The sequence below is a fragment of the Sphingobium sp. FG11 genome, assembly GCF_057809915.1.
Genome location: NZ_JBMDKW010000002.1, coordinates 243,144 through 267,889 on the forward strand (window position 1 = coordinate 243,144; position 24,746 = coordinate 267,889).

Annotated in this window: 21 protein-coding genes; 11 read left to right on the forward strand and 10 right to left on the reverse strand. The window is 64.8% G+C overall.

The features are described 5' to 3' along the window. The first annotated feature begins 18 nt into the window (after window positions 1–18). The 8 genes from ACODSN_RS02815 (at window position 19) to ACODSN_RS02850 (ending at window position 10,604) form a co-directional block, all read left to right on the forward strand. Window positions 19–1,917: a potassium transporter Kup gene (locus ACODSN_RS02815; RefSeq protein ID WP_489052973.1), complete on the forward strand. Its 1,899-nt coding sequence runs from the start codon at window positions 19–21 to the stop codon at window positions 1,915–1,917. Between the two features lie 73 nt (window positions 1,918–1,990). Beyond that, window positions 1,991–2,719 (forward strand): AcvB/VirJ family lysyl-phosphatidylglycerol hydrolase, encoded by a 729-nt coding sequence (locus ACODSN_RS02820; protein ID WP_489052974.1) that lies wholly within the window; start codon window positions 1,991–1,993, stop codon window positions 2,717–2,719. A 74-nt stretch (window positions 2,720–2,793) separates the two neighbouring features. After that, window positions 2,794–3,225 (forward strand): DUF2147 domain-containing protein, encoded by a 432-nt coding sequence (locus ACODSN_RS02825; RefSeq protein ID WP_489052976.1) that lies wholly within the window; start codon window positions 2,794–2,796, stop codon window positions 3,223–3,225. 66 nt (window positions 3,226–3,291) lie between these two features. After that, window positions 3,292–5,838 (forward strand): bifunctional lysylphosphatidylglycerol flippase/synthetase MprF, encoded by a 2,547-nt coding sequence (gene mprF, locus ACODSN_RS02830; protein WP_489052978.1) that lies wholly within the window; start codon window positions 3,292–3,294, stop codon window positions 5,836–5,838. Continuing rightward, window positions 5,835–7,313 (forward strand): AcvB/VirJ family lysyl-phosphatidylglycerol hydrolase, encoded by a 1,479-nt coding sequence (locus ACODSN_RS02835; protein ID WP_489052980.1) that lies wholly within the window; start codon window positions 5,835–5,837, stop codon window positions 7,311–7,313. Before mprF ends, ACODSN_RS02835 begins: the two co-directional genes overlap by 4 nt. A gap of 148 nt (window positions 7,314–7,461) precedes the next feature. Next, on the forward strand, window positions 7,462–8,244 hold the full coding sequence (lptB, locus tag ACODSN_RS02840; protein ID WP_489052982.1) for an LPS export ABC transporter ATP-binding protein: 783 nt from the start codon (window positions 7,462–7,464) through the stop codon (window positions 8,242–8,244). A gap of 21 nt (window positions 8,245–8,265) precedes the next feature. Then, window positions 8,266–9,771 (forward strand): RNA polymerase factor sigma-54, encoded by a 1,506-nt coding sequence (gene rpoN, locus ACODSN_RS02845; RefSeq protein WP_489052984.1) that lies wholly within the window; start codon window positions 8,266–8,268, stop codon window positions 9,769–9,771. A gap of 152 nt (window positions 9,772–9,923) precedes the next feature. After that, window positions 9,924–10,604 carry a Ros/MucR family transcriptional regulator gene (locus ACODSN_RS02850; protein ID WP_489052986.1) on the forward strand — a complete coding sequence of 227 codons (681 nt, stop codon included), beginning with the start codon at window positions 9,924–9,926 and terminating at the stop codon, window positions 10,602–10,604. A gap of 22 nt (window positions 10,605–10,626) precedes the next feature. Here the strand turns inward: ACODSN_RS02850 and ACODSN_RS02855 are convergent, their stop codons facing one another. The 5 genes from ACODSN_RS02855 to ACODSN_RS02875 all read right to left on the reverse strand — a co-directional run bounded on the left by ACODSN_RS02855 (window position 10,627) and on the right by ACODSN_RS02875 (window position 15,536). Beyond that, window positions 10,627–11,412: a PhzF family phenazine biosynthesis protein gene (locus ACODSN_RS02855; RefSeq protein ID WP_489052988.1), complete on the reverse strand. Its 786-nt coding sequence runs from the start codon at window positions 11,410–11,412 to the stop codon at window positions 10,627–10,629. A gap of 323 nt (window positions 11,413–11,735) precedes the next feature. Beyond that, window positions 11,736–12,824, reverse strand: coding sequence for a chorismate synthase (gene aroC, locus ACODSN_RS02860; RefSeq protein WP_489052989.1), 1,089 nt, complete (start codon window positions 12,822–12,824; stop codon window positions 11,736–11,738). Continuing rightward, the gene (gene fabI / locus ACODSN_RS02865; protein WP_489052991.1) at window positions 12,821–13,627 is read right to left on the reverse strand and encodes an enoyl-ACP reductase FabI; all 807 of its coding nucleotides are present in this window, start codon (window positions 13,625–13,627) and stop codon (window positions 12,821–12,823) included. Before fabI ends, aroC begins: the two co-directional genes overlap by 4 nt. After that, complete coding sequence (locus tag ACODSN_RS02870; RefSeq protein ID WP_489052993.1) at window positions 13,624–14,592, reverse strand: YihY/virulence factor BrkB family protein; 969 nt, start codon at window positions 14,590–14,592, stop codon at window positions 13,624–13,626. Before ACODSN_RS02870 ends, fabI begins: the two co-directional genes overlap by 4 nt. 14 nt (window positions 14,593–14,606) lie before the next feature. Next, complete coding sequence (locus ACODSN_RS02875; RefSeq protein WP_489052994.1) at window positions 14,607–15,536, reverse strand: DnaJ C-terminal domain-containing protein; 930 nt, start codon at window positions 15,534–15,536, stop codon at window positions 14,607–14,609. Window positions 15,537–15,663: 127 nt separating this feature from the next. Between ACODSN_RS02875 and pdxH the strand changes: the two genes are divergently transcribed. Together pdxH and ACODSN_RS02885 are read left to right on the forward strand one after the other, a co-directional pair. Further along, entirely contained in the window at window positions 15,664–16,239 is a 576-nt protein-coding gene (gene pdxH, locus ACODSN_RS02880; RefSeq protein WP_489052996.1) for a pyridoxamine 5'-phosphate oxidase, read from the forward strand. 168 nt (window positions 16,240–16,407) lie between these two features. After that, window positions 16,408–17,739: a dicarboxylate/amino acid:cation symporter gene (locus ACODSN_RS02885; RefSeq protein WP_489052997.1), complete on the forward strand. Its 1,332-nt coding sequence runs from the start codon at window positions 16,408–16,410 to the stop codon at window positions 17,737–17,739. A gap of 821 nt (window positions 17,740–18,560) precedes the next feature. On the opposite strand, the gene ACODSN_RS02890 is transcribed toward ACODSN_RS02885, so the two are convergent. Together ACODSN_RS02890 and ACODSN_RS02895 are read right to left on the reverse strand one after the other, a co-directional pair. Then, entirely contained in the window at window positions 18,561–18,743 is a 183-nt protein-coding gene (locus ACODSN_RS02890) for a hypothetical protein (protein WP_489052999.1), read from the reverse strand. 17 nt (window positions 18,744–18,760) lie between these two features. Further along, window positions 18,761–20,050 carry an adenylosuccinate synthase gene (locus ACODSN_RS02895; protein WP_489053000.1) on the reverse strand — a complete coding sequence of 430 codons (1,290 nt, stop codon included), beginning with the start codon at window positions 20,048–20,050 and terminating at the stop codon, window positions 18,761–18,763. A gap of 195 nt (window positions 20,051–20,245) precedes the next feature. Between ACODSN_RS02895 and ACODSN_RS02900 the strand changes: the two genes are divergently transcribed. Next, entirely contained in the window at window positions 20,246–20,680 is a 435-nt protein-coding gene (locus ACODSN_RS02900; protein WP_489053001.1) for a DUF5990 family protein, read from the forward strand. Here ACODSN_RS02900 and ACODSN_RS02905 read toward each other — a convergent pair. From ACODSN_RS02905 to ACODSN_RS02915, 3 genes are all read right to left on the reverse strand, one after another. Continuing rightward, the gene (locus ACODSN_RS02905) at window positions 20,674–21,804 is read right to left on the reverse strand and encodes an ATP phosphoribosyltransferase regulatory subunit (RefSeq protein ID WP_489053002.1); all 1,131 of its coding nucleotides are present in this window, start codon (window positions 21,802–21,804) and stop codon (window positions 20,674–20,676) included. The genes ACODSN_RS02900 and ACODSN_RS02905 overlap by 7 nt on opposite strands. Window positions 21,805–21,859: 55 nt before the next feature. Next, entirely contained in the window at window positions 21,860–23,440 is a 1,581-nt protein-coding gene (gene serA, locus ACODSN_RS02910; RefSeq protein WP_489053003.1) for a phosphoglycerate dehydrogenase, read from the reverse strand. A gap of 120 nt (window positions 23,441–23,560) precedes the next feature. Then, window positions 23,561–24,721 (reverse strand): phosphoserine transaminase, encoded by a 1,161-nt coding sequence (locus ACODSN_RS02915; protein ID WP_489053005.1) that lies wholly within the window; start codon window positions 24,719–24,721, stop codon window positions 23,561–23,563. Window positions 24,722–24,746: the final 25 nt, after the last annotated feature.

A 24,746-nucleotide genomic window follows, 5' to 3' on the forward strand; every position in this document is an offset into this window, starting at 1 on the left:
ACAGAGGGACGGCGTAGCATGAGTGCGCAGGCGGGCGTTGTAGCGGGTCATGGGCATGGCCCGCAGGAAAAGCTGCCGATGCTGGCGCTGGGTGCGCTTGGCGTCGTGTTCGGCGATATCGGCACGTCGCCCCTGTATGCGCTCAAGGAAAGCTTCGTCGGCCATCACCCACTGACCGTCGATCAGGCGCATATTTACGGCGTGCTGTCCCTGATCTTCTGGACCATGACGCTGATCGTCACGGTCAAATATGTGTTCATAATCCTGCGCGCGGACAATGACGGCGAAGGCGGCAGCATGGCGCTGCTGGCGCTGATTTCCCGCAGGCTTGGCGAGACTCGCTGGACGCCGGTGGTGGCAATGCTGGGCGTGCTCGCAACCGCGCTCTTCTATGGCGACGCGATCATCACCCCCGCCATTTCCGTGCTGTCGGCGGTCGAGGGGCTGACCATCGTCAATCCGGGCATGGCCGACTGGGTGCTGCCCATCGTCATCGCGATCCTGATCGGCCTGTTCCTCATTCAGAAATTCGGCACGGCGAAGGTCGGCGCGCTGTTCGGGCCGGTCATGGTCGTCTACTTCATCGTGCTCGCGGTGCTGGGCATCGCCAATATCCTGCCCCATCCCGAAATCGTCATGGTCATCAATCCGTGGTGGGCGGTGAACTTCTTCCTGCTCGACCCGAAACTGGCGTTTCTGGCGCTCGGATCGGTGGTGCTGGCCGTCACCGGCGCCGAAGCGCTCTACGCCGATATGGGCCATTTCGGGCGCAAGGCAATCAGCATCGCCTGGATCTACGCGGCTTTCCCCTGCCTGATGCTCAACTATATGGGCCAGGCCGCACTGCTGCTCGACCAGCCCGGCGCGGCGGAAAACCCCTTCTTCCTGCTCGCCCCGGACTGGGCGCGGCTGCCGCTGGTGATCCTTGCCACGCTGGCGACGATCATCGCGAGTCAGGCGGTCATTTCGGGCGCCTTTTCGGTGACGCAGCAGGCGGTGCAGCTCGGCTTTCTTCCCCGGCTGCGGATCTTGCACACCAGCGCATCGGCTGCCGGGCAAATCTATGTCCCGGTCGTCAACTGGGCGCTGCTCGTCTTCGTCATCATGCTCGTGCTGGGCTTTGGCAATAGCAGCAATCTGGCCGCCGCCTATGGCATCGCGGTGACGGGGACGATGGTCATCACCGCCTGCATGCTCGGGATCCTGGCGTTCAGCGTCTGGCGCTGGAACCCGTTGCTCGCGGGTCTCGCCACCGGCGCCTTCATTCTCATCGACGGTGTATACTTCGCCTCCAACGTCACCAAAATTCCCGATGGCGGCTGGTTTCCCCTGCTGGTCGCGGCCATCGTTTTCGTGGCGCTGACGACCTGGTCCACCGGACGCAGGCTGGTGCGCCGCCATTTGCAGGAAGGCGCGATCGCCCTCGATCTGTTCATCGCATCGACCGCCCATTCGATCAAGCGCGTGCCGGGCACCGCGATCTTCCTGTCATCCACGACCGACGGGGTCCCACCGGCGCTGCTGCATAATGTGAAGCACAACAAGATCCTGCACGAACGCAATATCATCCTGACCGTACGGACCGAACGCGTGCCGCTATTGCCGCTCGACGGGCGGATCGAACATAGCGAACATGAGCACGGCTTTCACCGGCTGACCTTGCGGCACGGCTTCATGGAGGAGGTCGACATCCCCGCCGCGCTCAAGACGGTGCGCGAATGCGGCGGGCCGATCACTGTTGTGGAGACGAGCTATTTCCTCAGCCGCCAGACCCTGATCCCCTCATCACGTCCGGGGATGGCGATCTGGCGTGAAAAGTTGTTCGCCTGGATGGTGCGCAATGCGGAAAGTCCGATGGACTTCTTCAAGCTGCCTACCAACCGCGTGGTGGAGCTGGGATCGCAGCTCGAAATATAGGCGCGCTGGCGGATGGCAGGATGTTAATGTGACGGTCATGCCCCGGACGGCGCGGCCGCGATAGACGTCGACCATGCGCAAGAGAAGCAAGATCATCCTGTCCATCCTGCTGCCCGTGGCGGCGCTGGTGGGTTTCGCCGCTTACCTCGGCTATTTCGGCGGCCCTGTCTTTGTCGACATGCCCGCCACGGCGCGTCCGACGAAAGCCAGAGCCGGGCTGGCGGCGGTCGTCCTGTCGGGCGACATGGGCATTCGCATGGGCATGGGGCCACGCGTGGCGGCAAGGCTGACGGCGGATGGCATTCCCGTCGTCGGCGTCAATTCCCTCACCTATTTCCGGCAGCAGCGCTCCCCGGCGGACGTGATCGCGCTGGTCAGTGCGGCGGCCCGTCGCGCGCTCGCCTTCGGCCATGCCCGCCGCGTCGTCCTGATCGGGCAATCGTTCGGCGCGGACATGCTGCATGTCGGACTGACCGGCATGCCCGCCGATTTGCGCGCACGCGTGGCCATGGTGGCGCTGGTGGTGCCGACCGACACCATCCTCTATCGAACCTCGCCTTCGGAACTGCTCGACTTGGCGAAACCCGACGCCGCCGCCCTTGTTACGGGGCGAAAGCTGACCTGGGTGCCCGTCACCTGCATCCAGGGGGTGGAAGAGACCAACAGCCTGTGCCCGATGCTGACCCAGCCCAATGTCCGTCGCGTGGCGCTGCCCGGCGGCCATCCGATGCATGGCGATACCGACGCCGTCCATGCCGCGATCGCCAGAGCCATCGACGCGGCGAACATTACAGGACGTTAGGAAAGCGCCCATCTGCGCGTCATCCGTAAAGGCGCAGTCGGGCACGCGGCGATAAGCGGCAGGAGGGATGGAGCATGGCAGGCAGGGAAGCGATCAGGGCATGGATGCTGCTATTGCCTGCTCTGACGATGATGGCGGGAGCCGCATGCGCCGGGGACGTCCAGCAGGGCGATGACGCACCGACCGGCCATTGGATCAATCCGCGCCGCACGGTGCAGGTCGCGACCGGCAATTGCCGTGGCAATCTGTGCGGATGGGTGATCTGGGCCAGTCCCGAAGCGATCGCCGATGCGCAGGATGCCGGCGTCAAAGACCTGCTCGGCACGGAATTGCTGCGCAGCTATCACAGCACCGGCAAGGGACGCTGGCAGGGGGAAGTTTATGTTCCCGACATGGGGCGGACATTTTCTTCCACCATGGTGCAACTGGATGCGAACCGGCTGAAGATCAGCGGCTGCATATTGGGCGGCTGGCTGTGCAAGTCACAAATCTGGCAACGCAGCTGATCCCGGCGGATCGGTGACGAGGCGTGTCAGACCGATACGCCATGAGATAAGGGAGGATTTTTCACTGTGCGGGATTTTTTGGGCGCGTATCGGACGCCATTGTCCGTCGCGCTGGTCGCGGCGCTGGCGGCGCTCGGCCTTGTTGCGCTCTATCACCTGTTGCATGCCGTCCGCCCGCACGAAATCACCGCGGCGCTCGCCGCCCTGCCCTCGTCCCGCATCGCGCTCGCCATCCTCTTCACGGCGGGCAGCTATGTCACGCTCACCTTTTACGACGTTCTCGCCCTGCGCGCGATCGGCCGCCCCCTGCCCTATCGCACCGCCGCGCTCGCCTCCTTCACCAGCTATACGCTCAGCCATAATCTGGGCCTGTCACTCCTGACCGGCGGATCGGCCCGTTATCGGGTCTACAGCGCGGCGGGTCTCTCCATGGGTGACATCGCCCGTGTGGTGGCGATCGCCAGCTTCACCTTCTGGGGCGGCGTGCTGACGCTTGCGGGTCTGATGCTCGCCCTACGGCCGCAGCGGGTCGCCATTGACGGTCTTGGCCTTGGCGCGAGTGCGATGCAAGCGATCGGCATCGTCCTGCTGATCGCCATCGCCGGGCTGCTGCTCTGGTCCGGGCGGCGGGGGCGAACGCTTGCTCTGGGCCGCTGGGCCTTGCCATTGCCGGGCATCGGTCTCGCACTGGCGCAGATCGCCGTGGCTGCGACCGATCTCGCCTTTGCAAGCGCGGCGCTGTTCATCCTCGTGCCCGGTGTGGACGGGGCATTATGGCCGTTCTTCTTCATCGGCTACACGATCGCCATCATCGCCGTCCTGATCTCGCATGTGCCAGGCGGCATCGGCGTGTTCGAAGCGGTCATCCTCGCGGCGCTGCCCACCGCCAGCAGCCCGGCGCTGGTCGCCGCCCTGCTCGTCTATCGCCTGCTCTATTATATCGCGCCTCTGTTGCTGGCGATAGCCATAGTCGCGGTTCAGGAAGGACGGCGGTGGCGCAAGCCGGTGCATGGCGCCGTGCGCAATCTTCAGCTCGTCGCCGCCAGCCTTGCCCCGGTGATGCTGTCGGCGCTGGTGTTCGTGGGCGGATGCATCCTGCTGGTGTCGGGGTCGTTGCCCGCCGAACCGCAGCGGACCGCCACCCTCATCGACCTGTTGCCGCTCCCGTTCATCGAAGCGTCGCATATGGCGGCCAGCCTTTCGGGCGCGGCCCTGCTGATCCTGTCATCTGGCCTGTATCGCAGGCTCGACGGCGCTTTCTGGCTGACGCGGCTGCTCCTGCTGGCGGGGGCGGGCTTTTCGCTGCTCAAGGGCCTGGATTATGAAGAGGCGGTGGCCATGCTCGCGATAGCGGGCCTGTTGCAATGGACGCGCCCGGCCTTTTACCGCCGGACCCAGCTGACCGCCGAAGCGCTGAGCGCGGGATGGCTGGCGACCGTGGCGGTTGCGGTATGCCTGTCGGTGTGGATCGGTTTCTTCGCCTACAAGCATGTCGATTATCAGGATGATCTGTGGTGGCGCTTCGCCGTGCGGGGCGACGCCTCCCGCTTCCTGCGCGCCAGTTTCGGCGTCGCGGTGTTCTTCGTCGGCCTCGCGGCGTTTCGGATGCTGCGCCCCGCCCGCATTCGTCCCCCGGTCGGCAGCGCCGGCACCCTGCCCGATCCCCGCGCGCTGGCGCTGTCGAGCCGCACGGAAGCGAATCTCGCCTTCACCGGCGACAAGCGGTTTTTGACCTCGGCGTCCGGCCGATGTTTCGTCATGTACCAGATTCAGGGCCATAGCTGGATCGTCATGGGCGATCCGGTCGGCGCGCAGGAGGAATGGAGCGACCTGCTGTGGCAATTGCGCGAGCAGGCCGATGCGGCGCAGGGCCGCCTGCTGCTCTACCAGATCAGCGCCGATGCCCTTCCGCTCGCGATCGAGCTTGGGTTGCAGATCGTGAAATATGGCGAAGAGGCGCTGGTCGATCTCAACGGCTTCTGCATCGAAGGACCAGCGGCCAGGGCGCTGCGCTATGCAGAGCGGCGGGCCGCGCGGGAAGGCGCAACATTCGAGATCGTGCCAGCCGCGCGGATGCCGGAGATGATCGATACGCTCGGCGGTATTTCGGACCGCTGGCTCCAAAACAAGGGCCATCGCGAAAAGGGTTTCAGCGTCGGCCGGTTCGACCCCGACTATGTCGCCCGATTTGATTGCGCGATCGTCCGGCAGGGGGAGCGCGTCGTAGCCTTCGCCAATATCTGGACGACAGCCGACAGGCAAGAACTGTCGGTCGACCTGATGCGGCATGACGACGACATGCCCTATGGCACCATGGATTTCCTGTTCATCAACCTGATGCTCTGGGGCCGGGCGCAGGGCTATGCCCGGTTCAGCCTGGGATTAGCCCCTTTGTCGGGACTGGAGGCGCGCCGACTGGCGCCGCTATGGGCGAAGCTTGGCGCGCTGCTCTATCGCCATGGCGAGGCGCTGTACGGCTTTGAAGGACTGCGCGCCTATAAGGATAAATATGCCCCGGTCTGGGAGCCGCGCTTCGTCGCCGGGCCGCAGGGCCTGTCGCTGGGGCGCGCGCTGATCGATCTTCAGGCGCTGATCGCGGCACGAAAATCATGATGAGCACCCTTGTCAGAAAGGTTTTGCTACTCGTGGCGTCGCTGACGCCGGCCCTGCTTACGGGCAGCGCCCCGGCGCAGAATCGGGGCTTCGCGGCGGGCGAACGCACGGCCTCCTATCGCTTCGCGCCGCTGGGCGAGATCGCTGTCTATCGGCCCGTGGGCGAGCCGCGCGGGGTCGTCCTTCTGCTGTCCGATCATGACGGGTGGACCCGGCCGATGGTACGGATGGGGGAAGAGCTGGCTCGCCACGACCTGCTCGTCGCGGGCGTCTCCACCCCCGCCTTGCAGCGCGCGATGGAGCAGGCGAAGCGGCGCTGCGCCAATCCGGACTATCCGCTGAGCGACCTCAGCCGCGACCTTCAGCATGCCATGCGCGTCACTCGCTATACCAAGCCGCTGCTGATGGGCGTTGGCGCCGGCGCGGCGCTTGCCTATGCCGGGATCGCGCAATGGCCCAATGGCGGGCTTCAGGCGGCGCTTTCGATCAATCCGGTCGCTTCGCTGGACAGCGCCAAGCCGTGGTGCGCGGCGTCCGGCTTCACCGCCTGGCGCATATCACCCCACAGCCACCGTCCGGCATGGAAATTCGGTCCCAGCCGCCGCGTGACCGTTCCGTGGGTCGTGATTCAGCAAGAGCCGGCAGCGACGATCGACAGCGGCGCGCTGTTGCGGTTCGTATCCCTCGTGCCGCACGCAAGCCTGATCCGCCTGCCGGACAGTGGGGCGACGGAGGGAGGCGCCGCCCATCTGCGCGCGCGCGCCGTTGCCGCGATAACGGCGTTGCTACCACCGCGCTTGCCACATGAAGCATCGGGCGGGATGGCCATTCCGGACATGCCGTTGACCATCGTCCCCGCCGCCGGGACCGCGCGATCCGGCCATGAAGCGAACCGCATGGCCATTCTCTATTCGGGCGATGGCGGCTGGGTAGGGATCGACCGCGATCTCACGGCCCAGATCGCCGCTGCCGGCATTCCTGTCGTCGGCGTCGACAGTCTCTCCTATTTCTGGACCGCCCGTTCACCAAAGGGCGCGGGCCGCGATCTTGCGCAGCTGATCCGTGCATTCGGCCAACGCTGGAACAAGCCCAGGATAATATTGATAGGCTATAGTTTCGGCGCCGATGCCCTGCCGCATATGATCGCCGCGCTCGACCCGGAAACCCGGTCGCGCATCGACAGCGTCTCACTGCTGGGTCTTGGCGCCAGAGCGCAATTCCAGTTCCATATGGCCTCATGGCTGGATTTCGATTCGTCCGACTCGCTGCCGACGCTCCCCGCCATTGCCCGGCTGCGCGGACTGACGCTCCGTTGCGTGCGGGGCGATCTGGAGAAGGACAGCGCCTGCCCGTCGATCCCGCCCTGGTTGGCGCAACAATATGTCGTGCCGGGCGGCCATCATTTCGGACGTAATGCGCCTCTCTTGGCGCACATCGTGCTGGGTGAGCGACGTCCGGGCCGAGTGGCTCGTTAGTGCCGGGCGACCGCATCCGGCGCGCAGACCAGCAATTTTCCCTTGCCCCGCCAGCGTTCCCATGCACAAAGCTTGCCAATTGCCGTCCGCGTGACCGGACGGGTGGAACTTCAACCGCGCCGGCGCGCGCGGCCGTAAGGACGGACGGATGGACGATCTGACACTTCAGGACAGGCCCACGGCAAGGCCGCTTACCCCGCATGAAGTGGGCGAGGGGCTGTCGGTCATCTCGATCGCGAAAAGCTATGACAAGCGCGCGGTGCTGACCGATGTGTCGCTGACCGTGGGCAAGGGCGAGGTCGTCGGGCTGCTCGGTCCCAATGGCGCGGGCAAGACGACCTGCTTCTATTCGGTCATGGGCCTGGTTCGTCCTGATCATGGCCGAATCATTCTCGACGGGCAGGATATTACCGGCCTGCCCATGTATCGTCGCGCCATTTTGGGCCTTGGCTATCTGCCGCAGGAAACCTCGATCTTCCGGGGCTTGACGGTATCGCAGAATATCAGCGCGGTGCTGGAACTGGCGGAGCCGGACAAGGACGCACGCGAGGCCCGGCTCGAACAGTTGCTGGACGAGTTCGGCCTTGCCCGGCTGCGCGATTCGGCGGCGATGGCGCTGTCGGGCGGCGAGCGGCGGCGGTGCGAAATTGCCCGCGCGCTGGCGGCGAACCCGTCGATCGTGCTGCTGGACGAGCCGTTCGCAGGCATCGACCCGCTGTCGATCGCCGATATCCGCGACCTTGTGAAGCAGCTCAAGACGCGCGGCATCGGCGTGCTCATCACCGATCATAATGTGCGCGAGACGCTTGAAATCGTCGACCGCGCCTGCATCATCTATAGCGGCCAGGTGCTGTTCGCGGGCAGCCCCACCGAACTGGTCGCCAATGCCGACGTCCGGCGGCTGTATCTGGGCGAGAATTTCTCGCTGTGATATGAGTCCAGGCGATCTTTGATGGCGCTCGGTCCCCGCCTCGATCTGCGGCAGAGCCAGTCGCTCGTCATGACGCCGCAATTGCAGCAGGCGATCCGCCTGCTCGCGCTCAGCAACCTGGAGATCGAAAGCTTCGTAGCGGGCGAACTGGAAAAAAACCCGCTGCTGGATTCCGCAGGCCCGGCTGACGACAGACTTCAAGCTGGCACTAGCGAAAACGACATGGATCGCCCCGCTTTGTCGGCCGAGACGGCGGACACGGCCTCCCTGATGGCGCAGGGGCTGGGCGAAAAAGATGCGCCGCTCGACGTCGATCATGCCACCGAAACCTTTATCGACGATGGTCCCGCCGACCGCGCATCGGGCGGCGGAGCAGGATCGCTGGACGCGCTGGCGGGTGGTGGCGAAGCGCCCGATTTCGACAGTTTCGCCAATCCCGAACCCGGCCTGCACGAACATTTGATGGATCAGGCGCGGGCGCAGTTGCGCGGCATGCCGCTGGTGATAGCGGGGCAGTTGATCGGCCAGATTGACGCGGCGGGCTATCTGGAGGCCAATCTGCTGGAGACAGCACACGGGCTTGGCGTGGCTCTGAGCGAAGTCGAGCGGGTGTTGAGCGTCGTCCAGAGCTTCGATCCCACCGGCGTCGGCGCGCGATCGCTGGCCGAATGCCTCGCCTTGCAGGCGATCGAGGCGGATCGCCACGATCCCTGCATCCAGCGGCTGCTCGCCAATCTCGATCTTCTCGCGAAGGGCGCGCTCCCTCAGTTGCGGCGCATTTGCGGTGTCGATGAAGAGGATCTGACCGACATGATCCGCGAGTTGCGCAGCTACGATCCCAAGCCCGGCCTGCGCTATTCCGACGACCGCATAGCCCCGGTCACGCCAGATCTGTTCGTCACGCCGACCCGCGACGGCTGGGCGATAGAGGTCAATAATGCGACCCTGCCCCGGCTGCTCGTCAATCGCGACTATTATGTCGAACTGGCGGGCGGCGCGCATGACCGCAATGCCAAGCTATGGCTTGCTGAATGCCTCGCCAGCGCGAACTGGCTGGTGAAGGCGCTCGACCAGCGGCAGAAGACGATCATCAAGGTCGCGAGCGAGATCGTGCGATGCCAGGAGGATTTCTTCCGCAAGGGCGTCGCGCATCTCAAGCCGCTGACGCTCAAGACGGTGGCCGACGCGATCGAAATGCATGAATCCACGGTGAGCCGGGTCACGTCCAACAAATATCTGTCCTGTCCGCGCGGCCTGTTCGAACTCAAATATTTCTTCACCAGCGGCATCGCGGCGGCGGACGGGGAAGGCTCGGTCTCGGCCGAGGCGGTCAAAAGCCATATCAAGGCATTGATCGCGGCGGAGGAGCCACAGGCTATCCTCTCCGACGACGCGCTGGTCGATCTGCTGCGCGGCAAGGGCATGGACCTCGCCCGGCGCACGGTCGCCAAATATCGCGAAGCGCTGGGGATCGGATCGTCGGTGCAGCGGCGACGGCAAAAGGCGCTGCGCGGCAAAGCAGCCTGACGATGCCGAACATTCGGCACTCCGCGAATAATGGCGTGCTATTATCGGACATGCGCGCAGTGATCGAAGGCAAGAGAACAACATAGACGAATTTACAACGGCCATGAAACATTGCATGAGTAGGCCACGCCCTAATATAAAGGTCCCCTTTCATGGCAGATAACGAACAGCCTGACGTCGCGACGCTTACCGTTCAGCTCCTGAGCGCCTATCTCGCCAATAACACGGTCGCGCATACCGATATCGCCGATCTTGTTCGCACTACCAAAGCCGCGCTGATAGAAGAAAAGGCCAGCGTACCTGCGCAGGCCGAAGCTCCTGTCCATACACCGGCGGTGTCGGCGCGCAAAAGCCTTGCCGCGTCCGGCCACATCTTGAGTCTGATCGATGGCAAAGCTTATAAGACGCTCAAGCGCCATCTTTCGAAACATGGCCTGACGCCCGACAGCTATCGCGAGCGCTATAATCTGCCCGCCACCTATCCCATGGTTGCGCCCGATTTCGCCGCCGAACGCCGCGCCATCGCCAAGAAAATCGGTCTCGGGCGGCGACCGGCGGCCGCAGTTACTGCAAGCGACGCGCCGGCCAAGCCCGCCAGCAAGACTTCCGCGAAAAAGGCCAAGGCCGCTCCGGCGAGTCCTCGTCCCGCCGCTGAAGCCAAGGCCGGCACCGGGGACCGGAAAAGCGCCGAAACGCTCAAGCTGTTCCCAGCGAATACACCGACGGCCAAACCCGTAAAGGCGAAAGCCGCCCCCCGAAAGTCGCCGGGCAAGGTGGCGAAGCCATCCGCTACCCCTGCTGCAAACACGGTCGATACCGCGACCAAAGCCTGATGCAGGGAATGGGTGACAGGCGCTAAAGGAAGAAGCGCCCTTCGATGATGGTGCGACAGCCGCCGGTCAGCACCACCCGGTCGCCGGCGAGCGTACAGCCAATTCGGCCGCCCCGCGACGAAGCCTGAACCGCGCTGATCGCGCTCTTGCCCAGCCGCTCCGCCCAAAAGGGCGCGAGCAGGCCATGGGCAGAGCCGGTCACCGGATCTTCATCGATGCCGCCGCCCGGCACGAACACGCGGGAGAGGATATCGCTATCCTCTCCAGGCGCGGTCGCGATCAGCATCAGATCGCCATGCGCCCTGAGCGCCACAAAGTCGGGGGTCAAGGCGCGCACCGCCGCCGCGTCGGGATAACAGAACAAGCTATAGCCACCATCGCGCCAGAAAGATGCGGTCGGATGGCCGCCCAGCGCCTGCGCCAATTCGGGCAGGTCGCGCGGCGTCATCGTCCAGGCGGGCAACGAGAGGGCGTAGCCTGCCCCGGCCCGTTCGACGGTCAATATTCCAGCATGCCTCGTGCGGAAACGGATCCTGTCGCCGGTGAGCAATATATGGCCGCTGGCGAGGGTCGCGTGGCCGCACAGCTTGACCTCCACGGCGGGCGTGAACCAGCGCAGCGCATAATCGGCATCCGGGTCATCGGGCGTCGCGACGAGGAAGGCCGTTTCGGGCAGGTTGTTTTCCGCCGCGATCGCTTGCAGCGTGACATCGTCCAGCCAGGCGGTCAACGGCATCACCGCCGCCGGATTGCCGGTGAACGGCGCGTCGGCGAAGGCGTCGACCTGATGAAAGGGCAGGCTGGACATGATCGCGGCTTTCCTCTGCTGTGGAAGGCCCGGTTAAGGGGTCAGCGCAGCGCCGGACAGGTCCGCTGGGTTCATAGTGGCGCTCGCCACGCGGGCGCTGACATGGAAAGGGCCGGCCATGTCGCCATGGTCGGCCCGGATCGCGGCGTTGGAGGACGTTTTGACCGCCAGCCTATCCTCATGAGGATGATGGCGCTCCCCTGCTTTCGCTCTGCCGCATAGCCCTTCGTGAGGACATGAGGAGATGCTAATCCTGTTTCCCGTCCCTGTCGTGCGGCATTTACGTCACCGGGCGGAAATGCGGCGCGGTTCGCCGCATCCCATTATCCCCGATCGCCACATTGCGCGCGATGGAGCAGTTTCTGGTCGGCCAGGACGAGCGCCACCATGGCCTCGACCACGGGCACGCCGCGAATGCCGACGCAGGGGTCGTGACGCCCCTTGGTGATAATCTCCGTCGCTTCCCCGTCGCGTGTGACCGTCTCGACCGGGATCAGGATCGAACTGGTCGGCTTGAAGGCGACGCGCACCACCACCGGCTGCCCTGTCGAGATGCCGCCCGCGATGCCGCCGGCATGGTTGGCTAGAAAGACCGGACCGTCATTGCCACCGTCACCGCGCGGCCGCATCGGATCGGCATTCTGCTCGCCACGCAGCGCGGCGGCGGCGAAACCGTCGCCGATCTCGACGCCCTTCACCGCATTGATGCTCATGCAGGCCGCCGCCAGCTCGCTGTCCAGCTTGGCATAGAGTGGCGCGCCCCAGCCTGCAGGTACGCCGGTAGCGACGCATTCGACCACCGCGCCGAGCGAGGAACCGTCGCGCCGCGCATCATCGACCAGCTTTTCCCAGCGTTTCGCCGCCTCCGGGTCGGGGCAGAAAAAGGGATTGCGGCCGATCTCCGCCGCGTCGAACCGCGCCGGGTCGATCGCGTCGCCGCCGATGGCGCTGACCCAGGCGAGAATTTCGACTTCGGGGATCACGGCCCGCGCCACCACTCCGGCGGCGACCCGGCTCGCGGTCTCGCGCGCGGAGGACCGGCCGCCGCCGCGATAGTCGCGAAAGCCGTATTTGGCGTCATAGGCATAATCGGCATGGCCGGGGCGGTAAGCCTTGGCGACGTCCGAATAATCCTTCGATCGCTGGTCGGTATTTTCGATCATCAGGCTGATCGGCGTGCCGGTCGTCCGTCCCTCGAACACGCCTGACAGGATGCGCACCTCATCCGCTTCGCGCCGCTGGGTCGTGAATTTGGATGTGCCGGGCTTGCGCTTGTCGAGCAGCGGCTGGATGTCGGCCTCGCTCAGCGCCAGTCCGGGCGGGCAGCCATCCACCACCGCGCCGATGGCCGGCCCATGGCTTTCGCCCCAGGTGGTGAAGCGAAAGACGCGGCCAAATGTGTTGAAGCTCATTTTTCGAGCGCGATGTCGGGTGCGTCCTCGGCCTTCATGCCGATGACATTATAGCCCGCGTCGACATGATGGACTTCGCCCGTCACGCCCGACGACAGGCCGGACAACAGGTAGAGGGCAGCGCCGCCGACATCCTCGATCGTGACGTTGCGCCGCAGCGGCGAATTCAGCTCGTTCCATTTGAGGATATAGCGGAAATCGCCGATGCCGCTGGCCGCGAGCGTCTTGATCGGTCCGGCGGAGATGGCGTTGACGCGGATATTTTCCGGTCCCAGGTCCATCGCCAGATATTTGACCGATGTTTCCAGCGCCGCCTTGGCCACGCCCATGACGTTATAATGGGGAATGACCTTTTCCGCGCCATAATAGCTCAGCGTCAGGATGCTGCCGCCATCGGGCATCAGCGCGCGCGCGCGCTTCGTTACCGCGACGAAGCTGAATGCCGAAATATTCATCGTCATCAGGAAATTTTCGAGACTGGTGTCGACATATTTGCCGCGCAGCTCATTCTTGTCGGAAAAGCCGATCGCATGAACCACGAAGTCGAGCCTGCCCCAGCGCGCCTCGATCTCGGCGAAGGCCGCGTCCAGCTTGTCCATGTCCGACACGTCGCAATCGATCAGGAAATCGGAACCGACCTGCTCTGCCAGCGGCCGCACGCGCTTGGCCAGCGCCTCGCCCTGATACGAAAAGGCAAGTTCGGCTCCCTGCGCATGCAGCGCCTTGGAAATACCCCATGCCAGCGACTTGTCATTGGCGAGGCCCATGATGAGCCCGCGCTTTCCTGCCATCAAGCCGTTCATTCCCTGGTTCCATTCCCTTTGTCCAGCGTCGCTTCTGCCTGTTCCTCTTCGGGAAATTCCGCCAGCGCCGCATTGAGTTCCGCGCCAATTACCACGCCAAGCCCCACGAGAAAGAAAAAAATCAGCGTAATCATGACACCGGCCAGACTGCCATAGGTCCGGTCATAGCCACCAAGCAGCGAAAGCGTGACGGGCAGCAGCAAGGTGACGCCATACCACCACAGGGCAGTCGCGATCGCGCCGGGCCATTTGTTGAAGCGCGGATCGCGATAGGCGCTGGGCGTCAGCGAGGCGAACAGCGAGTAAAGGGCGACGCACAGGATCGCCATCGGCACCATCTTCGTCAGCGTCACGATGCGGATCGCGTCATCCGCGAAAGGGAACAGGCTGTGGACGAGCTGATCGATGCCCGTCAGCATCACCTGCATCGAAAAGGCGAACATGACCGCGAGCACGCTGACCAGCGTGATGCCGATCGCGGTCAGGCGGTAGTGCCAGAAAGGGCGGGTGCTTTTCGTCCCGTAGGCGCGGCGTAATATGTCGCGGATCGTTTCAATGAGGCTACCCACGGTCCACAGGCCGACGAGGCCGCCGAACCACAACAACGGCCCGGTGCGGGCGTGCAGCACATCCTCGATCGGCTGGCGCACCACATCCGCCACGCCACGCGGCACGGTGGCGAGGAAGGCGCCGACCGCCGCCAGCCCATCCTCCGACCGGCCGAAGATGCTGGCCACGGCGGCGGCGACGATGAAGAAGGGGAACAGCGTCATCAGCGACAGATAGGCGAGGTTCCCGGCGTGGATGAACCCGTCATTATAGGTGCCCACGGCGACCCGTTTCATGATCTCGAAAGCGTAAGAACCGGGACGAATGCGGTCCATCTGGCGGTTGAACTTGTAGCGCGCTTCTCCGGTCAGTCGCTGGCGTCGCGATTCGGGGGATTGGGGCGAAGGTCGTGGCATCCGCCCCTAACGCCCTATACGCCCAGATGGGCGCGCACGGCGCGGCTGTCGCTCCACCCCGCCACCAGCGCCTGAATCGCCGGATCGTCGGCGGCGACATCGACCAGCAGGGTGACGAGCTGGTCGCCGCGCTCCCCATCCTTGCCGGTAAAGCCGCGCCCGCGCAGACGCAGCGTCTTACCCGGACCCGCGCCGGCCGGCACGCCCAGCATGACCGGGCCATCGACGGTCGGCACCTTGACCTTGCCTCCCTTCACCGCCTCATCCAGCGTGATCGGCAGATCGAGCAGGACATTGTCGCCATCGCGCCGGAAAAAGGCGTGCGGCTTGACGTCGATCGTCACGATCGCATCGCCTGCGCCACCCGGCCCCGCCTGCCCCTTGCCCGACAGGCGCATCTGCGTCCCCGTCTCGACCCCGGCGGGCAGCTTCAGGTCGATCGTCTTGCCGTCCTGCAAGGTGATGCGCTGGGGCGCGAGCGTCGCCGCGTCCACGAACTGCACCGCCAGCCGATAGGCGACGTTCGCGCCCTTGGGCGGTGGCGCGCCGCGCCCGAAACCGCCGCCGGGCGCGCGCCGGCCACCGCCGAACAGCCCTTCGAAAATATCGCCGAAGTCGCCGCCTTCGTTGAATTCGAACCCGCCGGGCTGACCGCCGCCACCGGGCCGTCCCCGGAAACCGCCGCCCGGACCGCCACCGCCAAAGCCGAACGGCGCGGCCGGATTGCCGTCGCCGTCGATCTCGCCCCGGTCGAACCGGGCGCGCTTGTCCTTGTCGGACAGCAGGTCATAGGCGTTCGTCACCAGCGAAAAGCGTTCGGACGCCTTGGGATTATCCTTGTTGCGATCGGGGTGCAGTTCCTTGGCGAGCTTGCGATAGGCCGATTTGATCTCGGCCTCGCTCGCGCCGCGCGCGACGCCCAATGTGGAATAGGGATCAGCCATCGGCCGGGATTCATCCTTGGTGACAGGGTTGTTGCGAAACTGCGCCCTATGTGGCGAAAAGGCCGCGATGCTTCAAGCGGAACAGTCGCTTATCGACACGCGCTACCCCCGCGCCTAAGCCTTTGCCATGACCGATCCCATCGCCCTTTTCGAAGAATGGTACGCGCAGGCGCGCGAGACCGAGATCAACGACAGCAACGCCATGGCGCTGGCCACCGCCGACGCGCGCGGTCATCCTTCGGTGCGCATGGTGCTGTTGAAGGGCCATGGGCCGGACGGCTTTATATTCTACACCAATTTCGAGGGACGCAAAGCGAACGAACTGCTTGAAAATCCGCATGCGGCGCTGCTGTTTCACTGGAAGTCGCTGCGCCGTCAGATCCGCATCGAAGGGGCGGTGGAACCTGTGGATGATGCCGCCGCCGACGCCTATTTCGCGACCCGTAGCCGGGACAGCCAGCTCGGCGCATGGGCATCGGACCAGTCGCGGCCGCTGGCTTCGCGGGAGGTGTTCCTGACCCGTTTCGAACAGGCCGAAGCCCAATTCGCGGGCGCCCCCGTGCCCCGCCCGCCCTATTGGTCCGGCTTTCGCGTGACGCCCGAGCGCATCGAATTTTGGCAGGATCGCGAGCACCGGCTGCATGAACGGCGGCTGTTCGAACGGGCCGGGCCGGACTGGCGCGAGGGGCTGCTATACCCCTGACGCACATGCTTTCCTGATCGGCGCGGCGCGGACTGGCCCCGCTCGTTCGTCTAGGCTCATGAGAAGCGGCGCATCCGATTGCGGGTGGGTCGGGCGCCTGTTAGGGTTCGACGCCTGACGGGACGGCATTGGGGCGCGCGCATCGGCGCGCCGGGTGAAGGGGCGTGCATGCGTAACAGACTGACGGCCTATATCCTGACCGGCATGGTCCTGGGCGTGCTGGTAGGATTTGCGGCGAATGTCTGGATCGGCGGCGATGCGGCCACGGCCAAGACCGTCGCCGGATATTTCCATCTGCTCGCCGACATCTTCCTGCACCTCATCAAGATGATTATCGCGCCGCTCGTCTTTTCCACGCTGGTGGCAGGCATCGCCCATATGGGGGATAGCGCCGCGCTTGGGCGGATCGGCGGGCGGGCGCTCGCCTGGTTCATCATCGCCAGCCTGATTTCGTTGACCCTGGGCCTCATCTTCGTCAATTTCTTCGCACCCGGCGAAGGGCTGAACCTCGTGCGCAGCGGCGCGGAGTCCGGGGTCAATACCGAAGCACTCAATTTCAGCGACTTCATCCTCCACGTCTTTCCGACCTCGATGGTCGGCGCGATGGCGGAAAATTCCATCCTCCAGATCGTCGTTTTCTCGCTGTTCGTCGGCGTCGCGCTGACCGCGATCGGCGACAAGGGCAAGCCGATCGTCGCCGTGATCGAGGCGATGGTCGAGCTGATGCTGCAAGTCACCGGCTATGTCATGCGCGTCGCGCCCTTCGCGGTGTTCGGCGCGCTGGCTTCGGTGGTCACGACCGAAGGGCTTGGCGTGCTCAAGACCTTCGGCGAGCTGGTCGGCGAATTTTATATCGCCCTGTTCGCCTTGTGGCTGCTGCTGGTGGCCGCAGGATCGATCTTCCTTGGCAAACGGATGGTCAAGCTGCTCAAATATGTGCGCGAACCGATCCTGATCGCCTTCTCCACCGCCTCTTCGGAAGCCGCCTATCCCAAGATGCTGGAGCAGCTCGACCGCTTCGGCGTGCCGCGCCGCATCTACAGCTTCGTGCTGCCGCTGGGCTACAGCTTCAATCTCGACGGGTCGATGATGTATTCGACCTTCGCGACGATCTTCATCGCGCAGGCCTATAATATCCATCTGCCGATCGCGACCCAGATCACCATCCTGCTGGTCCTGATGGTGACGAGCAAGGGCATCGCCGCAGTCCCGCGTGCCTCGCTGGTGGTAGTCGCCGCTACGCTCGGCCAGTTCGACCTGCCGGTCGAGGGGGTCGCCTTCATCCTCGCGGTCGATCATTTCATGGACATGGGCCGCACCGCCACCAATGTGCTGGGCAACGCCATCGCGACATCGGTCATCACCAAATGGGAAGGCATGCTGGAGGTCGAAGAGCCAGCCGACACCCCCCATCCCAAGGCCCCGGCGCATACGGCGGCGGGCGGCCGCGCGGGGCTGGAACTGGCATCGGACATGGTGGACGGCGACCGGAAGGGTTGAAGGCCGGGGCCGGAGCCGGAAACGGCGGATTTTCGCGGAAGTTCACACTCTGGCGGGTACGCGCGGGCGCACGCACGGGCGCGCGAGGCTGGTGGGTCCGGTTATTTGCGGGTTCAAAAACCGGGGCAGATTAGCCGGACGGGATCGCAATAGGACAGGATGAAGCGAGGACCGGAGGCGCAATAGGATGTTTTCCGGCGGGGCTGTAGTCGCAGGGCCACGCCTTGGGGCGCAGCTGGACTGGGAAGCGGACGGATAGCTATGATCATTTGTTGCCATTGGAGGCGACGATCCTACGTGCTGATAGCGGACATTGCGAAATCATAGGAGCTATGTAGCTTGGACACATGAAATCGCGAAATAGTCTGGCAAAGCGTGATGCCCTTTGGATGCGGTATTGGTCCATTAAGGATGAGCATGGGTGTGGCTTATACGAACCCATTTTATGGCACTTGGCATTAGGCAAAGATTTCTCTGCTATGGTCACTTTGGCCGATACCTTCCGCAAGGAAGGACGAATATCTGATCCGTTCAGCCGAGCGGGCCTCTACTATCGAGCGCATAAGGGCGGCTATGAATATGCCGCTCAACATCTCGCCATGGATGCATTCAATCGAGGCAACCTTGCATCCTATAGATATTGGCTGCGACGAGCAGCCCCATTTGATCCTGACCATCTAAAGGAACTCAAACGGTTTGAAACTCGGCTTCCTCATCAAACCGCTCGTGAACGAGGGCGGGGCCGCCCTTACCGGAAATATGATTGAGCGGTTCCCGAAAGCCGCCAGTCCGCTTTCGGCCTTAGCCGCCCATAGTCCCAGCTATCGCAGCTTCGCGATCGACAGCCCGTCCGCCTTCGCCCGCAGCTTCACCGACTCCTCGCTGCGGGTCAGGGCCTTGGCAATGGCTTTGAGGGCCATGCCTTTTTTCGACAGCGTATGCAGCTTCTGGACCTCATCCTGGGTCCAGGGCTGTTTGTGCCGTTCGAAGCGATCGCCCGCCATTGCCCCAAGCCTCCCGATCAGTCCGCGAAGGGATCGCGCACCAGGATCGTGTCCTCGCGCTCGGGGCTGGTGGATACGAGCGTCACCGGGCAGCCGATCAGCTCCTCGATCCGGCGAATATATTTGATCGCCTGCGCGGGAAGTTCGGCCCAGCTACGCGCACCCGCCGTCGTGTCCTGCCAGCCTTCGATATCCTCGTAGATCGGCTCCGCCTTCGCCTGATCCTGCGCATGGGCGGGGAGATAGTCGAACGTCTGTTCGCCGATCCGGTAGCCAACGCAGATCTTCAGCGTCTCGAACCCGTCCAGAACATCGAGCTTGGTCAGCGCGATGCCGGTGACGCCCGATACCGCGATCGACTGGCGCACCAGCACGGCGTCGAACCAGCCGCAGCGGCGCTTGCGCCCGGTGACGGTGCCGAACTCATGGCCACGCTCGCCCAGCCGCTGGCCGGTTTCGTCCTCCAGTTCGGTGGGGAAGGGACCGGAGCCGACGCGGGTGGTGTAGGCCTTGACGATGGCGAGCACGAAGCCCGCGCCCGAGGGGCCAAGCCCGGTGCCGCTCGCCGCCGTGCCCGCCACGGTGTTGGACGAGGTCACGAAGGGATAGGTGCCATGGTCGATGTCGAGCAGCGTGCCCTGCGCGCCTTCGAACAGGATGCGCTTGCCGTCCGCCTTGGCGCGGTTGAGCGTCAGCCAGACCGGCTTGACGAAGGGCAGGATAAAGTCGGCGATCGCGGTCAGTTCCGCCATCAGCGCGTCGCGATCGATCGGCGGCTCATTGAACCCGGCACGAAGAGCGTCGTGATGCGCGGTCAGCCGGTCGAGCTGCGGTCCCAAATCATCGAGATGCGCGAGGTCGCACACCCGGATCGCGCGACGGCCGACCTTGTCCTCATAAGCCGGGCCGATGCCGCGCCGGGTCGTGCCGATCTTGCCCGCACCCGACGCATCTTCGCGCAGTCCGTCGAGGTCGCGGTGGAACGGCAGGATCAGCGGGCAGGTTTCGGCGATCTGGAGATTGTCCGGGGTGATCGTCACGCCCTGCCCGGTCAGCTTGGCGACCTCTTCCCTGAAATGCCAGGGGTCGAGCACCACGCCATTGCCGATGACAGACAGCGTGCCGCGCACGATGCCCGACGGCAGCAGCGACAGCTTATAGACCTTTTCGCCGACGACCAGCGTGTGCCCGGCATTATGGCCGCCCTGAAAGCGGGCGACGACATCGGCGCGCTCCGACAGCCAGTCGACGATCTTGCCCTTGCCCTCATCGCCCCACTGGGCGCCGATTACGGTGACATTTGCCATGGATATACGACTCCGCCCTGCCAGAGCGAGTCCTGGCCGCCCTTCGACAGGACTCGGCGACCGGACTTGAATCGGGTGGATGCCCCTTGGGCCATCCTGTGCGGGGCGCGCGTTAACCCCGCACGGGCGGCCAGTCAAGGCGCATGAGTCACCGCCCGGCCTTTCCACGCGACCGCGCGGACGCTACGAAAATACATGGCCAAGGCAGAACAGATCGACATTGCTTTGCGGATCATCATCGAACAGCCGGTGGCGGGGGTGATGCACAGCCTTCAGGCGAAAGACGAAGGACCGCTTGATCCCAAAATCTCACAGGCTGGCGAGCCGCTGACGTTCGATGTGCCGATCCGCGTTGCGCCCGGCCCCAAATTCTTCGGCGACCAGATCCGCCGCGAGGGTCCGGTGCGACGCTTCATCTATATCCGGGTTGGCCAGCTTGCGGGCGATCCGGCGTCCCCCTGGTCCCGGCGGATGAAGATCGACATTCACGATATGGACACCGGCCTGTTGGCGCAGGCCACGACCCAGCAGCGCGCGATCGAAATCATCGTGAATGGCACGGGGAAGGACGGAACGCCCGTCTGCGCCACGATACCGCCTGTCCGTCGCCAGCTGGCGAGGGATCAATAGGCGCGCGGTTCCACGCCATCGAGCCAGTGCGAGCAGCGCAGCGACGCGCCGTCCTCGTCAGCCCCGAGCGCCGCGACCGTGTGCCAGCCTTCCGCGCGCAACGCGGCGGCGCGCGCCGGGTCGGCCCCGACGGGCAGGAACAGGCGGCGGGGCGAATCGCTGCCGAAGCCCGCGTCGATCAGCGGATCGGGATAGAGCGAGAAGCCGACCGCAGGCTCGTCGGCGCCTTGGCCATGCGCGATCGCATAGCTGCCGCCCCGGCCGATCTCCCCGATGAAGCCTTCCGCGAAGATCGAGAAGCCGAACCAGTTCTGATATTCGAACCCATGGCGCTCGGTCGGATCGAGCGTCAGGTTGATGTCCCAGCCGATCGGTTTGGCGATCGCGCGCAAACCGGCGATGCGGCTGTCGATCGCGCCGCCGAGCGACCTGTTCAGCGCCTCCAGCCGCTCCATCGCGGCATGAAACGGGCCGGTCGCCTCGATCAGCGGCAGATAGGCGGCAGCCGCCGGTGAAATCGCCACCAGCGCGCCGGCATCCTTGGCGTCCAGTTCACCGCGGACCGCCTCGATTTCATCGACATCCAGCGGCAGCGGCCCGGCGGCCAGCGCGTCGATCAGGTCGGGCAGGGTGAAGTCGATGGTGATGCCGGTGACGCCCGCCGCCTGCAACGCCTCGATCGCGACATTGACGATCTCGACTGCGGCGGCGACCCCGTCCGATCCGATCAGTTCCGCGCCAAGCTGGAGCTTCTCGCGCTCAGGGCGCAACTGGTTCGCCTTCAGGCGGATCACCGGCCCTGCGTAGGAGAGGCGCAACGGACGCGCCACGCCGGACAGCCGCGTCGCGGCGATGCGGCCGACCTGCGCGGTCATGTCCGGCCGCAGCGCGAGGCTGCGCTGCGATACGGGATCGACGACGCGCAGCAAATCCTGCGCGCGCGCAGATTTGAGGCGGCCGACCAGCGTCTCCTCAAACTCCGCGAGCGGCGGCATGACCCGTTCATAGCCATGCGCCGCCACGGTATCGAGCACGCGCCGCGTCAGCCGCGCGGAGGCTTCGGCCTGCGGCGGCAGGCGGTCGGAAAGCCCTTCGGGCAGGAGGCCGGGGGGGAAGCTGGTCATGGCTGGCCCTTTAACGAGTTTGGCGGATTAGGCCAGCCCCCGGCTCCCCGTGGTTTCAGGCGAAGCGCAGCAGCTTGACCTGCTTCACGCCGGTCAGTTCGCAGATTTTCAGCCGCAGTTCCTCCGTCACCGCGCCGTCGACCGACAGCAGCAGCACCGCCTCGCCGCCCTGATTGCGGCGGCCAAGGTGGAAGGTGCCGATATTGACGCCCGCCTCGCCCAGCGTGGTGCCGACGCGACCGATGAAGCCGGGCGCGTCCTGGTTGACGATATAGAGCATCGTACCGGCGAGATCGGCCTCGACCTTGATGCCGAACAGTTCGACGAGGCGTGGGGACGCATGGCCGAACAGCGTTCCCGCGACCGACTTGTCGCCATTTTCGGTGGTGACGGTAACGCGCACCAGCGTCTGGTAATCGCCTTCCCGATCATGGCGCACTTCGCGCACGTCGAGACCGCGCTCCTTCGCGAGGAAGGGCGCATTGACCATGTTCACCGTGTCCGAATAGACGCGCATCAGCCCGGCGAGAACGGCTGCGGTGATCGGCTTCTGGTTGAGTTCGGCGGCATGGCCCTCGACCTCGACCGCGATGCCGGTGATCTGGTCGCCCTCAAGCTGGCCCACCAGCGAACCCAGCCGTTCGGCGAGCGCCATATAGGGTTTGAGCTTGGGTGCTTCCTCGGCGGAAAGCGACGGCACGTTCAGCGCATTGGTGATGCCGCCGTCGAGCAGGTAGTCGGAAAGCTGGTCAGCCACCTGAAGCGCGACATTGACCTGCGCCTCATCGGTCGAAGCGCCCAGATGCGGCGTGCAGATGAAGTTCGGCGTGCCGAACAGCGGCGATTCCTTCGCCGGTTCCTTGACGAACACATCGAGCGCCGCGCCCGCGACCTGGCCCGAATCGAGCGCCTCCTTGAGCGCCACTTCGTCGATCAGGCCGCCGCGCGCACAGTTGACGATGCGCACGCCCTTCTTGGTCTTGGCGAGGTTTTCGCGGCTCAATATGTTGCGGGTCTGGTCGGTCAACGGCGTGTGCAGGGTGATGAAGTCGGCCTTTGCCAGCAGCGTGTCGAGATCGGCCTTCTCCACGCCCATTTCCACGGCGCGCTCGGGCGTCAGGAACGGATCGAAGGCGACCACCTTCATCTTCAGGCCCAGCGCGCGGCTGGCGACGATCGAACCGATATTGCCCGCGCCGATCAGGCCCAGCGTCTTGCCGGTGACTTCCACGCCCATGAAGCGGTTCTTTTCCCACTTGCCAAGCTGGGTCGAGGCGTCGGCCTCCGGCAACTGGCGGGCAAGCGCGAACATCAGGGCGATGGCATGTTCGGCGGTGGTGATCGAGTTGCCGAACGGGGTGTTCATCACGATCACGCCTTTGGCGGAGGCATAGGGGATGTCGACATTGTCGACGCCGATGCCCGCGCGGCCGATGACCTTGAGGTTGGTCGCGGCGTCGAGAATCTCCTTCGTCACCTTGGTCGAGGAGCGGATGGCGAGGCCGTCATACTGGCCGATGATCGCTTTCAGCTCTTCAGGCGTCTTGCCGGTGATTTCGTCGACCTCGACGCCCCGCTCGCGGAAGATCGCGGCGGCGCGGGGGTCCATCTGGTCGCTGATAAGTACCTTGGGCATTGTCGATTCCTTGATTGGCTCGTCATCCGCGAAGGCGGGGATCCATCTTCCGACGTCACAAAGCAGAACGGGGCCGGAGATGGATTCCCGCTTTGGCGGGAATGACGGGGATTATGAGAGTTAGGCAGCCTTCACGGTCGCATAGGCCCAGTCGAGCCACGGTCCCAGCGCCTCGATATCGGCGGTGTCGACGGTCGCGCCACACCAGATACGCAGGCCAGCGGGGGCATCGCGATAGCCGGCGATGTCGAGCGCCGCACCCTCTTTCTCCAGCAGGGCAGCGAAGCTCTTGATAAACGTTTCGTCGGCGCCCGCGACCGTCAGGCAGACGCTCGTTTTCGAGCGCGAGGCCGCATCGGTGGCGAGATGGCCAAGCCAGTCGCGCTCCGCCACGATCTTATCGAGCGCGGCCGCATTGGCGTCGCTGCGCGCGATCAGGCCCGCCGCGCCGCCGATCGACTTGCCCCATTCGAGCGCGAAGATCGCATCCTCGACCGCCAGCATCGACGGGGTATTGATCGTCTCGCCCTTGAACACGCCCTCGGCGAGTTTGCCCTTCGACACGAGGCGGAACACCTTGGGCAGCGGCCAGGCGGGGGTGTAGCTTTCCAGCCGCTCGACCGCGCGCGGGCCGAGGATCAGCACGCCGTGGCCGCCCTCACCGCCCAGCACCTTCTGCCAGGAGAAGGTGGCGACGTCGATCTTTGCCCAGTCGATCGGATAGGCGAACACCGCGCTGGTCGCGTCGGCAAAGGTCAGGCCCGCGCGGTCCGCCGGAATCCAGTCGGCGTTGGGCACGCGCACGCCGCTGGTGGTGCCGTTCCAGGTGAACAGAACGTCCGTCGAAAAATCGACGGTCGAAAGGTCGGGCAACTGGCCATAATCGGCCTTGATGACGGTGGGGTCGAGCTTGAGCTGCTTGGCGGCGTCCGTCACCCAGCCTTCGCCGAAGCTTTCCCAGGCGATCGTGGTGACCGGGCGCGCGCCCAGCATCGTCCACATCGCCATTTCGAACGCGCCGGTATCCGAACCGGGCACAATGCCGATGCGGTGGGTGTCGGGCAGGTTCAGCAACTCGCGCATCAGGTCGATGCTGTAGGCAAGACGAGTCTTGCCGATCTTGGAACGATGCGAGCGGCCAAGCGAATCGGTGGCGAGCGCGGCGGCGCTCCAGCCGGGGGGCTTGGCGCAGGGACCGGAAGAAAAGAAGGGGCGCGCCGGCAGGGTTGCGGGCTTGGACGCAGGCGCAATGGTGGCGCCGGCTTGGGTAATATCAGTCATGTACTGCTTCTCCTTACAGAGAGCT